Origin of the sequence: Candidatus Planktophila sulfonica (genome assembly GCF_002288065.1) — a bacterium.
Classification (GTDB): domain Bacteria; phylum Actinomycetota; class Actinomycetes; order Nanopelagicales; family Nanopelagicaceae; genus Planktophila; species Planktophila sulfonica.
The window spans coordinates 583,320-596,312 of record NZ_CP016773.1 but is presented as its reverse complement, the minus strand read 5'-3'; the positions used below and the strand labels follow the sequence as shown (position 1 = coordinate 596,312).

General features: G+C 49.2%; 7 protein-coding genes. 1 reads left to right on the top strand and 6 read right to left on the bottom strand.

The window, feature by feature from the left end; genetic code table 11:
• Positions 1-5: 5 nt before the first annotated feature.
• The 5 genes from uvrC to rpsA form a co-directional block, all read right to left on the bottom strand.
• The gene (gene uvrC, locus A1sIA56_RS02955; protein WP_095673468.1) at positions 6-1,940 is read right to left on the bottom strand and encodes an excinuclease ABC subunit UvrC; all 1,935 of its coding nucleotides are present in this window, start codon (positions 1,938-1,940) and stop codon (positions 6-8) included.
• Between the two features lie 2 nt (positions 1,941-1,942).
• A complete protein-coding gene (uvrA, locus tag A1sIA56_RS02950) occupies positions 1,943-4,843 on the bottom strand; it encodes an excinuclease ABC subunit UvrA (RefSeq protein ID WP_095673467.1) in 2,901 nt (966 codons plus the stop codon).
• On the bottom strand, positions 4,840-6,915 hold the full coding sequence (gene uvrB, locus A1sIA56_RS02945) for an excinuclease ABC subunit UvrB (protein WP_095673466.1): 2,076 nt from the start codon (positions 6,913-6,915) through the stop codon (positions 4,840-4,842). Before uvrB ends, uvrA begins: the two co-directional genes overlap by 4 nt.
• 4 nt (positions 6,916-6,919) lie before the next feature.
• A complete protein-coding gene (gene coaE, locus A1sIA56_RS02940) occupies positions 6,920-7,516 on the bottom strand; it encodes a dephospho-CoA kinase (protein ID WP_095673465.1) in 597 nt (198 codons plus the stop codon).
• Between the two features lie 124 nt (positions 7,517-7,640).
• Positions 7,641-8,975, bottom strand: a complete 1,335-nt coding sequence (rpsA, locus tag A1sIA56_RS02935) for a 30S ribosomal protein S1 (RefSeq protein WP_095673464.1) — start codon at positions 8,973-8,975, stop codon at positions 7,641-7,643.
• A 145-nt stretch (positions 8,976-9,120) separates the two neighbouring features.
• Between rpsA and A1sIA56_RS02930 the strand changes: the two genes are divergently transcribed.
• Positions 9,121-10,347, top strand: coding sequence for an MFS transporter (locus A1sIA56_RS02930; protein WP_095673463.1), 1,227 nt, complete (start codon positions 9,121-9,123; stop codon positions 10,345-10,347).
• Here the strand turns inward: A1sIA56_RS02930 and polA are convergent.
• Positions 10,344-12,983, bottom strand: a complete 2,640-nt coding sequence (gene polA / locus A1sIA56_RS02925; RefSeq protein ID WP_095673462.1) for a DNA polymerase I — start codon at positions 12,981-12,983, stop codon at positions 10,344-10,346. The genes A1sIA56_RS02930 and polA overlap by 4 nt on opposite strands.
• Positions 12,984-12,993 lie beyond the last annotated feature (10 nt).

Sequence of the window (12,993 nt, the reverse complement as noted above, 5' to 3'; positions counted from 1 at the left end):
CTGCCTTAGGTGTCAAGTATCTCGCCTGTTGCCATATCAACGCCTGCCAATTCAACGCCCGACTGGGACAAGCTCTGCAGGTGGGTAAAGATGATGGATGCAATCGTTGCGCCAATGCCGGGAGTAGATGCAAGCTCGTCGGCGGTCGCCTTGCGCATTGCAGTTACTGATCCGAACCTATCGAGGAGCGCTGCGCGCCGTGTTTCTCCTAGTTGTGGAATCTCATCCAGCAGAGATTCGAGCATAACCTTTGAGCGACGCGATCTATGGAAAGTGATGGCGAATCTATGCGCCTCATCGCGGATGCGTTGAAGTAGATACATTCCTTCAGATGTGCGCGGCAAGATCAGTGGGTCCTTATCCCCCGGCATCCACACTTCCTCAAGTCGCTTAGCTAAACCGCAGAGAGCGACATCTGTTATTCCAAGTTCATCAAGTGCTCGCTGCGCGGCGGCAACTTGTGGCGCTCCACCGTCAACAACGATGAGTTGTGGCGGATATGCAAATTTACCGAGTTTGCCACCGGTCTCAGCCACCTCACTTTGATTTACATTGCGATCAGCCAGCAGTCGTTTCATGCGGCGCGTAATCACCTGATGCATCGCACGAGTGTCATCTTGGGCAGTATCGGTATCGATGATGAATCTGCGATATTCGCTCTTCTTGGCTAGGCCATCTTCAAAGACCACCATAGATGCAACGACAGTTGTACCGGAAATATTTGAGATGTCATAACACTCAATGCGAAGTGGTGTCCGAGAAAGTTGGAGCTCTTCTTCAAGTTCAAGAAGGGCTTTGCCAGATACGGCTGCATCTGTTGCTCGCTTGCTCAAGTATTGGACGAGTGCGTAGTGAGCATTGCGCTCGACAGTTTGCAGAAGTTCCACCTTTTCCCCACGTTGCGGCACCTTGATTGATACTCGCGCACCACGCAGAGAGGTCAACCATTCCTCTAGCGCTATGCGATCAGCAGGTTCGGCGTTGAGATAAATTTCAGATGGAATATCGGCAGGTGCGCTCTGGCTATAGATTGAGAAGAAGAGCGAGCCAATTTGATCATCACCTTCAAGGGCACGTTCTTGATCAACAATCCATGAGCGCGATCCCTTAATCGAACCGCGACGAACAATGAAGATTGAGCCAGCGGCATGCAGGCCTTCTTCATGGAGCGAGATGAAATCTCCGTCGAGATCATCAGAGAGATTTCCTTGAGTAGATCGTTGCGCCTTTTCGAATGATTCGATCTGATCGCGTAGACGAGCTGCACGTTCAAACTCTTCCTTTTCAGATGCTGTCGCCATTTCGGCGCGCAGGGTTGGAAGAAGGTTCTCCATACCTTTCTCCATAAAGGCATCGAGCTTTACGGCAATCTCTTTATGTTCTTCTGGGGTCACCCAACCAACGCATGGAGCTGCACACTTTCCGATATCCCCCAAGAGACATTGGCGCTTGGTGCGTTGAGCTCGCTGAAAGTTTCCGGCGCTGCAAGAACGAACTGGGAATACCTTGAGAAGTACTTCATACGTATTTCGAAGCGCCCAAGCATTTGTATATGGTCCAAAGTATTTAAGCCCAGGTCGCTTCTCTTTACGAGTAATGAAGATGCGAGGAAATTCATCGGCCATGGAAATGGCTAAATATGGATATGACTTATCGTCTTTAAATTGCACGTTATAGGTCGGGTGATACTGCTTGATCCAAGAGAATTCGAGAGCGAGTGCTTCAAGTTCGGTGCCAACAATTGTCCAGTCGACGCGTACTGCTTCATGAACCATGCGGTACGTCTTCTGTGCCAGATTTGATCCGAAGTAGGTTGTGAGTCGATTCTTTAAGTTCTTTGCCTTACCGACATAGATAACTTTGTCGCTGCCGTTATAGAAACGATAGACGCCAGGCTCTTCAGGAATCTCCTTGGGGCGATAACTGGATGGCTCAGCCATTGTTACTTCTTTGCAGGAGTCTTAGCTGCAGCTTTTGCTGGAGTCTTTGTAGGAGTTGCCTTGCAATTGGTCGCAAGAATTTCGGCAAGGTATTGACCCGTGTAGCTTGCCTTTACCTTCGCAACTTCTTCAGGTGTTCCTTCGGCAACAACAGTTCCGCCACGGAAACCGCCTTCAGGTCCCATATCGATAACCCAGTCGGATGATTTGATGACATCAAGGTTGTGTTCAATCACAATGACTGTATTTCCTGACTCAACAAGGCGCTTGAGAACTCCTAAGAGTTTATTGACATCTTCGAAGTGAAGTCCCGTCGTTGGCTCGTCCAATACGTAAATAGTGCGACCGGTAGAACGTCGCTGCAGTTCGGTAGCAAGCTTGACGCGTTGCGCTTCTCCTCCCGAAAGCGTTGGTGCAGATTGCCCTAGACGGACATAGCCAAGACCCACGTCGCAGAGCGTCTTGAGATAGCGCGCGATAGTGGGAACAGATTCGAAGAATTCATGTGCGATCTCGATTGGCATATCGAGAACCTGAGCAATTGTCTTACCCTTGTAATGAACTTCAAGTGTCTCGCGGTTGTAGCGCGCACCGTGACAAACTTCGCATGGAACATAGACATCTGGCAGGAAGTTCATCTCGATTGTGATGGTTCCATCACCTGAACAGTTTTCGCAGCGGCCGCCTTTGACGTTAAATGAGAAGCGGCCTTGCTGGTATCCACGAACTTTTGCTTCAGTTGTTTCAGCGAAGAGCGCGCGCACTTTGTCGAAGACGCCTGTGTAGGTAGCTGGGTTTGAACGCGGAGTACGACCGATTGGAGATTGATCAACGTGTACAACTTTATCGAGTTGATCGATTCCGGTAACGGTGCGGTGACGACCAGGAACAAGACGAGCACCATTGAGTTTGTTGGCAAGAGTTGTATAGAGAATGTCATTTACCAGTGTCGATTTTCCGGAACCAGAAACGCCAGTGACAGATACAAAGAGTCCGAGAGGAATCGATACTTCGATATCTTTCAGGTTATTCTCTTTTGCACCCTTGATGACAAGCTGTCGCTTTGGATCAACAGGCCGGCGAGAATCAGGAATCTCAATAGATCTGCGGCCTGACAAGTAGGCGCCAGTAATTGATTCTTCGGATGCAATAAGTTCTTCGTAAGAGCCAGAGACGACAACTTTGCCACCGTGTTCGCCAGCTCCTGGGCCGATATCAACCACCCAGTCAGCGGTGCGAATCGTTTCTTCATCGTGTTCAACAACGATGAGAGTATTTCCAAGATCGCGAAGGCGAGTAAGAGTGTCAATCAGGCGGCGGTTATCGCGTTGGTGAAGTCCGATTGAAGGTTCATCGAGAACGTAGAGCACGCCAACAAGACCTGAACCGATCTGTGTTGCTAAACGAATACGTTGCGCCTCACCACCAGAGAGCGTTGCCGCTGGGCGATCAAGTGAAAGGTAATCAAGTCCAACATCAAGCAAGAAACCGAGGCGCGCATGGACTTCCTTCATCACGCGTTCAGCAATCTGTGCCTCACGCTTATTGAGAGTTACTTGCTTAAGGAAGGTTGCACAATCATCGATGGAGAGCGCGCAGACTTCGGCGATGCTCTTTCCGCCAAGAGTTACGGCAAGAACTTCAGGCTTAAGACGAGCTCCCTTACATGCAGGACATGGGGTCTCACGCATATAAGCCTCGTACTTATCACGGCTGTAATCGCTATCGGTTTCGCTATGGCGACGATGAATAAATGGAACTACGCCCTCGAAACCGGTTGAGTAGTTGCGGACGCGACCGTAACGGTTTTTAAATTTAACGTGCACTTCATACTCAAAACCATTGATGATTGCATCTTTGGCTTTTGCGGAAAGTTTCTTCCAAGGGTTATCGAGAGAGAAGCGAAGTTCCTCAGCGAGGGCTTCGAGGAGACGAAGGAAGTATTCAGATGACTGTCCCCCAGCCCACGGAGCGATTGCACCTTCATTAATTGAGATTGTGTCATCGGGAATGATGAGATCTTCATCGACTTCTAGCTTGGTTCCGATACCTGAACACTCAGCGCATGCACCGAAGGGTGAGTTAAATGAGAATGAACGGGGTTCGAGCTCTTCAAAGGAGAGGTTGCAATCATGGCAAGCTAGGTGCTCGCTGTATGTATGTTCTTTATCAGGACCCTTGGCATCAACGAAGTCGAGAAGCACTAAACCATTACCGAGCTTGAGAGCCGTCTCAATGGAATCAGTCAGGCGAGACTTGCTCTCAGCTTTCGCTGTAAGTCGATCGATAACGACTTCGATGGTGTGCTTCTCTTGCTTCTTCAACTTGGGAGGTTCGGTGAGCTGAATGGTTTCGCCATCCACGCGAGCACGGGAATAGCCCTGCGTTACGAGATCTGCAAAGAGATCGACGAACTCACCTTTACGTTCGCGAATGACAGGAGCTAAAACCTGAAACTTTGTGGTTGCCGGCATTGTAAGAATCTGATCAACGATTTGCTGTGGACTCTGCCGAGAAACGGCCTTGCTGCACTTTGGGCAGTGCGGACGACCTGCGCGCGCAAAGAGCAGGCGGAAATAGTCATAGACCTCGGTGATGGTTCCCACTGTCGAACGAGGGTTGCGGTTCGTGGACTTCTGATCGATTGAGACAGCAGGTGAAAGTCCTTCGATGAAATCAACATCGGGCTTATCCATTTGGCCCAAGAATTGGCGCGCATAAGCGGAAAGTGATTCAACATAGCGGCGCTGACCTTCAGCAAATATTGTGTCGAAGGCAAGGCTTGATTTACCTGAACCTGAAAGGCCAGTAAAGACAATCAGCGCATCGCGTGGAAGTTCGATAGAGACATCTTTGAGGTTATGTTCGCGGGCTCCGCGGACAACCAACTTATCGATGCTCATGTGCCAGCCTCATCCATTCCGCGAAGTTCGCGCTTTAAATCTTTCAGTTCATCACGTAAGCGCGCTGCGAGTTCAAATTGAAGTTCATCAGCGGCGGCACGCATCTGCTCGGTGAGGGAGCCTATCAACGCAATGAGTTCTTGGCGCGGCATAGAGTCGGTTGGCTTCGAAGAGAACGGAAGAGCGGAGCTGGATTTCTTTCCCTTGAGCGCGGCCATGATGTCATCTGTGTCATCGCTCTCTTGCGCGATGAGATCGGTGATATCTGAAATCTTCTTACGTAGCGGTTGAGGGTCGACGCCTCGTTCAAGGTTATAGGCGACCTGCTTTGCGCGGCGGCGGTTGGTCTCATCAATCGCCTTAGTCATTGATGCGGTCATATTGTCGGCATACATATGAACTTCACCCGAAACATTTCGAGCAGCTCGACCGATAGTCTGAATGAGAGATGTTGCAGAACGCAAGAAGCCTTCTTTATCTGCATCGAGAATTGCCACGAGAGATACTTCAGGAAGATCGAGTCCTTCACGGAGCAAGTTGATACCGATAAGAACGTCGTATTCACCACTGCGAAGTTCACGCAGAAGTTCGACGCGGCGAAGGGTGTCTACTTCTGAGTGTAGATAGCGAACTCGCACACCCTTCTCTTGAAGGTAATCGGTGAGATCTTCTGACATCTTTTTAGTAAGCGTTGTGACAAGAACGCGTTCATTGCGCTCGGCGCGAATATTGATCTCGTGCAAGAGGTCATCGATTTGACCCTTAATTGGTTTGATAACGATTTGTGGATCGACCAGACCTGTAGGGCGAATTACTTGCTCGACAACATCTCCATCTACTTTCGCCATCTCATACTTTCCAGGTGTTGCCGAGAGATAAATAGTTTGGCCAGTGCGTTCTAGAAATTCAGGCCATTTCAGTGGTCGGTTATCGAGCGCGCTTAGTAAGCGGAAACCATGTTCAACAAGTGTGCGCTTACGTGCTGAATCGCCTTCAAACATCGCACCGATCTGTGGAACGGTGACGTGGCTTTCGTCGATGACGACAAGGAAATCTTCTGGGAAGTAGTCGAGCAGGCAGTTAGGTGCTGACCCAGGTTCACGACCATCGAGATGTCGTGAATAGTTCTCGATCCCTGAACAGAATCCCAGTTGCTGCATCATTTCAAGATCAAAGGTCGTGCGCATACGAAGGCGCTGTTCTTCCAGCAACTTCCCCTGCTTCTTAAAGAGATTGAGCTGGATTTGAAGTTCATCTTCAATATCGCTCATCGCGCGCTTCATAGTTTCAGGACCTGCTGCATAGTGCGTAGCAGGAAAGATGTAGATCTCTTCTTCATCACGCACGATTTCACCGGTGAGCGGATTGAGAGTCATGATCTTTTCGATCTCATCGCCAAACATCTCGATACGAACCGCGAGCTCTTCATACATCGGAATGATTTCGACAGTATCTCCACGGACACGGAATGTTCCACGCTCGAAAGCCATATCGTTTCGCTTGTACTGAACATCGACAAATTTACGTAAGAGAGCATTTCGCTCGATTTCATCGCCAACTTTGAGGCGAATCATGCGGTCGATGTACTCCTGCGGGGTTCCAAGACCATAGATACACGAGACGGTTGCGACAACGATGACATCGCGACGAGTCAGAAGTGAGTTAGTAGCAGAGTGACGTAGGCGCTCGACTTCATCGTTGACGCTGGAGTCCTTCTCGATAAAGGTATCGGTCTGTGGAACGTAGGCTTCGGGTTGGTAATAGTCGTAATACGAGACGAAGTATTCGACAGCGTTGTTAGGAAGAAGTTCGCGGAACTCGGTTGCAAGCTGAGCAGCAAGAGTCTTGTTAGGAGCCAGCACCAACGTGGGGCGCTGCAGGCGTTCAATCAACCATGCAGTTGTTGCTGACTTTCCAGTACCTGTCGCTCCTAAGAGAACAACATCTTGTTCGCCGGCATTGATGCGGCGTGTGATTTCTTCAATTGCAGCGGGCTGATCGCCGGCAGGAACGTAATCGCTGATGACTTGAAAGGGTGCGACCTTTCGCTGTAAATCGGTTACTGGGCGCACGTGGTTAGCCTAGCGATTGCGGAACGAGAACGCTCTCCCAGAGATTTTCGACCTGTCTGAGCAAGGAGTCTTCATCTCCATCGTTACGAATTACCGAATCCGCAACCGCAGTGCGGGCTTCCTCGGAAGCCTGTGAAGCCATCCGCTTTTCAATCTGAGAGATATAGAGCCCCTTCTTGAGAAGCCGTGACTTACGGAGTTCAATCTCGGATTCGACAGTGATGACATAGTCGAATTTCTCAGCAGCACCGGTCTCAACAAGTAACGGGATCTCGTAGATCAAAATGTCATCGTGGTCTAAATCCGCAACAGCTTCAGCGAAGAGCGCCTGTACCCGCGGATGGATAATCGCTTCTAAATCTTTGCGAGCTTGCACATCGCTAAAGACAATCTCAGCTAACTTCTTACGATCTATGTCTCCATTTATGATGACTTCTTCACCGAAACGAAGCATGACATCTGCAAATCCATCAGACCCGCGTTCAATAGCCATGCGTGCAAGTTGATCGGCATCAATAACCAGCGCACCTAAACGTGCAAAGAGTTCGGCGACAGTTGATTTACCTGCACCAATTCCACCAGTAAGCCCCACCACCAACATGTGAGCACTCTACCTTTTCCAGCCGAATAAGCTGTTGTTGTCTGTTTTTGGGCAAAGAAAAATCCGACTGGGTAACGCGAGGTTAAGGAGCAGCTCGCGGCCCAGCCGGATTTTTCGTTAAGTATTACTCGGCAACAACAGCAGCTTCTTCGGCTGCCTTTGCTTCTGCCTTCTGCTTCTTATGTGCCATGAAGCGCTCTTGAGCAACAGCGTACTGACGCTCCCACTCTTCACGCTGTGCATCAAAGCCTGGCTTCCATTCCTGTGTATCAGGATCGAAACCTTCTGGATAGATGAAGTTTCCTTCAGCATCGTAGCGAGCAGCCATTCCGTACTGTGTTGGATCGAATGCTTCGATCTCAACTTCAGTTCCTTCATTAGCTTGCTTCAATGAGAGTGAGATGCGACGACGCTCAAGATCGATATCGATGATCTTGACGAAGAGTTCGTCATCTACTGCAACAACCTGCTCTGGAATCTCAACGTGGCGTTCTGCCAACTCTGAGATGTGAACGAGGCCTTCAATTCCTTCGTGAACACGGATAAATGCACCGAATGGAACAAGCTTTGTTACGACGCCTGGCACAACAGTGTTAATTGTGTGTGTGCGTGCAAATGCCTGCCATGGATCTTCTTGTGTCGCCTTGAGTGAGAGAGAAACACGCTCGCGCTCGAAATCAACTTCGAGAACTTCGACTGTTACTTCATCGCCAACTTCAACAACTTCACCTGGGTGATCGATGTGCTTCCATGAAAGTTCTGAAACGTGAACGAGACCATCTACGCCACCAAGGTCAACGAATGCACCGAAGTTAACGATTGATGAGACAACGCCTGTACGAACCTGACCCTTTTGGAGCTGGTTAAGGAATTCAGTGCGTGACTGTGACTGTGTCTGCTCAAGGAATGCACGACGTGAGAGCACAACGTTGTTGCGGTTCTTGTCGAGCTCGATGATGCGAGCCTCAACCTGCTTACCGATGTAAGGAGTGAGGTCACGAACGCGACGCATTTCGACGAGGGACGCTGGCAAGAAGCCGCGCAACCCGATGTCGACGATAAGTCCGCCCTTAACAACTTCAATAACTGTACCGACGACAACTTCGTCGCGTTCCTTCTTGCCTTCGATCTCTCCCCACGCACGCTCGTACTGAGCACGCTTCTTAGAAAGGATGAGGCGGCCTTCTTTATCTTCCTTCTGAAGAACAAGAGCTTCGACTTTATCTCCAACTTTTACGATGTCATTTGGATCTGCATCGTGGCGGATAGAGAGTTCGCGTGATGGAATTACGCCTTCAGTCTTGTAACCGACGTCTAGGAGTACTTCTTCGCGATCAATTTGAACGACTGTGCCAATGACGAGGTCTCCGTCACTGAAATTTCTGATTGTGCCTTCGATTGCGGCTAGAAAATCTTCTGCTGATCCAATGTCATTTACTGCAATTTGTGTAGTCAAGATGCTCCGTAGGGATAGAAAGTAGTAGGGATAGGACTATGAAATTTTCCCGATAATGAATTACCAGGAGCGTAAGAGTACGGGCGGGGGTGATTTACAGGCAAATCCCCGCTTAGAAAGATGGCCTACCCAATAGAATTGCAGGCAAATGAAGCGATATATCGAGTTATTCGGGATTCCTAATGTCTGGACCCTGCTCATCGCTTGTTTTCCTGCTCGCGTTGCATATGGAATGGTCGGATTGTCGATCTTCTTTAAAGCTGAACAGTCAACAGGTTCCGTCGCATTCGCTGGTATTGCCATTGGATTAAATGCTGCAGCCGGATCTTTCACAGCAGGAATTCGCGGATCGATTATGGATAAGTACGGCCAAACATGGCCACTTCGCGTCATGGTTCCTACTTATGCTGGACTCGCATTTGCTCTCAACGCGGTGGAGTCAAAACCGTGGATGCTGATTCTTGCATTTGTCATGGGGCTGAGCGCTCCCCCAATTAATTTATCTGTGCGCCCATTGTGGAAGATTGTTGTTCCTGAAGATTTCCTTCGCACTGCATATGCAATGGATACAGCAATCATGAGCGCAGCTGGTGTTGTTGGTCCGGTCGTTGCAACTTCATTGGCGCTCTCATCCAATCCATCTCTTCCGCTTAATATTGTTGGTGGTCTGATGTTGCTTGGCGGAGGCGCACTCGCTCTAACAAAAGTTTCACGCAGTTGGGTTCCAGAGAAGAAAGCAGCAGATTACCAACCGCTCTGGCGCCATAAGCCACTTCAACTCTTAATGATTGAAGGCTGTTTCCTTGGCTTCGGTTGGGGTGTCTTCGATGTTGCAGTTCCAGCCTTTACAACTATCGAGAAGGTCCCACATCTAACCGCGTGGATCTTTACATCAATGGGAATTGCCAACATTTTGGGTGGTCTTCTTGCGGGCCTCGTATCTAAGCGAACATCTTCGCTGCGCGCGATGCGACGCACATATGGCATTTGGTTCTTTGCATCAATTCCAATGGCTCTCTCATATCCGGGTTGGTCGATGATTATCGCTGCCGCACTCCTGGGTCTTCTTGGTGGAGCGATCATGGTCTTCTATTGGGAAGTTATGGAAGCAATCAGACCTAAGGGTTCACCGACTGCCATGATGGGTTGGCTCTGGACTGTTGAAGGAACTTTGATGTCTATCGGATCTGCCGCGGGCGGAGTTATCTCAGAACATCTCTCGCCGACAATTGCGCTCTGTATCACCACAGCATGTATCGGAATTGGTTACATCATCCTTGCAATCGGTAAATCACGACTTGTAGCAGCGGATCGAATCCCAAGCGATGAGGAAGATCTTGAAGCGATGAAAGATAACTCTCCAACTACAAGTTAGTGAGCGGCCTCGTTCCAGCTCTTTCCAATTCCCACTGAAACATCAAGTGGTGCACGAAGCGGATACGCCTTACCCATCTGAACTCGCACTAATTCGGATACTTCATCAATTTCCTTTGTCACTACTTCAAGAATCAATTCATCGTGGACCTGAAGCAAAAGTCGAGAAGTGAATTTACCCGCGACAAGTGCGCTCTGAACATTGAGCATCGCTTGCTTTATGATGTCGGCAGCTGATCCTTGAATTGGAGCATTAAGCGCCATGCGCTCTGCTACTTCACGACGTTGGCGGTTATCGTGCATTAAATCTGGCAGGTAACGGCGACGCCCCATAACAGTCTCGGTGTAACCAACTTTGCGAGCATCATCAACTACAGTCTTGAGGTAATCACGGATTCCGCCAAAGCGTTCGAAATAGCGATCCATCAGATCTTGAGCCGCTGGTGGAGTTAGATCAAGTTGTACAGCTAAACCGTAAGAACTTAACCCATAGGCAAGGCCATAGGACATCGCCTTAATCTGACGTCGCATTTCGGGATCGACATCAGTTGGCTTTACGCCAAAAACTTCAGCAGCAACGGTTGCGTGCAAATCTTCACCGGATTCAAAAGCTTTCAGAAGATGTGCGTCATTGGAAAGGTGGGCCATGATGCGCATTTCGATTTGGCTGTAATCGGCAGTTAGAAGTGCGTCGTATCCGCTACCAGCGATAAAGCATCCACGGATCTTGCGGCCTTCTTCTGTGCGCACGGGAATGTTCTGGAGGTTAGGACCTACCGATGAGAGTCGGCCGGTAGCTGCAACAGTTTGCGCAAAGTGGGTATGAATTCGCTTATCTTTCTGGATTTCTACAAGTAAGCCTTCGATTGTTGTAGCCAGCTTCTTTGTTTCTCGGATGCGAAGAAGGGAAGCAAGCAAGGGGTGCGATGTCTTTTCAAATAGCCAGTTGAGAGCATCGGCATCTGTTGTGTAGCCGGTCTTAATCTTCTTAGTCTTTGGAAGACCTAGCTCTTCAAAGAGAACTACCTGTAATTGCTTCGGTGAACCCACATTAAATTCATGGCCAGCTGCTTCATGTGCTGCCTTCGTTTCGCGAGCGACTTCACCGTCAAAGAAAGTCGCAAGGGTTTCAAGACCCTTCTTATCTACTGCGATTCCACGGTTCTCCATCAACGCCAACAAGTCAGCGATGGGAAGTTCAAGTTCTTGATAGAGCTTTGTTAATCCACGGTCAGCGAGTTCTTTGGTGAGCGAATCACGGAGTCCGAAGAGTGCGCATGCGGTCGTGAGAAGTACTTGCTCGGGTGAAGACTCATCAATCTGACTTCCATCGCCCCATCGTTCGAGTAAATCCTTCACCTCTTGCGCACGCACTCCTGGATTCACTAGGTAGGCGGCAAGGGATGTATCGAAGGTAATTCCAGTGAGGCCGTTTTCACGCGCAATTGCTTTCGCATCATGAGCAATCTTCTCAATGGCTGGATTAGTCGCCCACTCCCCCATTTCAGATGTGTGAATAAGAAAAGCTGTCTTCTTATCGAGGGCAACTGCATAACGATGAAGGCGATCATCGACAAGTTCGTATGCAATGGAGATAGCGCCTGTATACGCTGAGATTTTCTTGCTCACTTCATCTGCCGTAATCACTGCTGAATCAATATCTGAACCAAAGAGTGAAAATTCAGGCTCGGCGCTCTTTGCGGATTTCTTTGCAGGAACACTTTCTACACCGGATGAAATAACTTTAAGGCGATCTTTGAGAGTACGGAATTCAAGTTGCTCGAAGAGCGCCGTGAGGTCAGATTCAGTAACACCGTTCCAGGCCAAGGCATCAATCGTAAAATCAATTGGGGCGTCATGAATTAGTTGAGTCAATTCACGGTTGCGCTTTACATTATCAATATTCGCCCGTAGTGATTCTCCTACCTTGCCACCCACTTTGTCGGCCTGAGCAAGAAGTTCGATGAGTGAGCCATATTCAACAACCCACTTTGCTGCAGTCTTTTCACCGACACCAGGTATCGATGGCAAGTTATCACTGGGATCTCCGCGCAGCGCTGCAAAATCTGGATACTGATCAGGTGACATCCCGTACTTCTCTTGCACTGCATCGGGAGTCATGCGCGCCATTTCAGAGACTCCGCGCTTTGGGTAGAGAACTGTCGTCTGCGGAGTTACAAGTTGGAAACTGTCTCGGTCTCCTGTACAGATGAGAACCTCAGCGCCCTCTTTCTCTGCGCGCTTAGTAATGGTTGCGATGATGTCGTCGGCTTCGAAGCCTTCGATTTCAAATTGGTTAATTCCAAAACCCTTTACGAGATCATGCAAGTAAGACATCTGAGAGCGGAACTCATCAGGGGTCTTTGCTCGGTTAGCTTTGTACTCTGGAAAAATCTCTGTTCGAAAAGTCTTTCGTGAGACGTCGAAAGCGACAGCTACGTGTGTTGGCTTTTCATCCTTGAGCAGTGAGATCAACATCGTGGCAAAGCCATAGATTGCATTTGTGTGCTGACCTTGCGCTGTTGTGAAGTTTTCGGCAGGAAGTGCAAAGAAGGCTCGATATGCCATTGAGTGGCCATCGATAAGTAGCAATCTCTTTTGCGTCGAATTGCTCTTCGTAGCCATGGCGCTCATCATAGATATAAAC

Coding starts and splice junctions, on each gene's coding strand:
- coaE (WP_095673465.1), bottom strand. CDS start 7,516: ATGTTGGTGGTGGGGCTTACTGGTGGAATTGGTGCAGGTAAATCAACT.
- A1sIA56_RS02930 (WP_095673463.1), top strand. CDS start 9,121: ATGAAGCGATATATCGAGTTATTCGGGATTCCTAATGTCTGGACCCTG.
- uvrC (WP_095673468.1), bottom strand. CDS start 1,940: ATGGCTGAGCCATCCAGTTATCGCCCCAAGGAGATTCCTGAAGAGCCT.
- polA (WP_095673462.1), bottom strand. CDS start 12,983: ATGATGAGCGCCATGGCTACGAAGAGCAATTCGACGCAAAAGAGATTG.
- uvrA (WP_095673467.1), bottom strand. CDS start 4,843: ATGAGCATCGATAAGTTGGTTGTCCGCGGAGCCCGCGAACATAACCTC.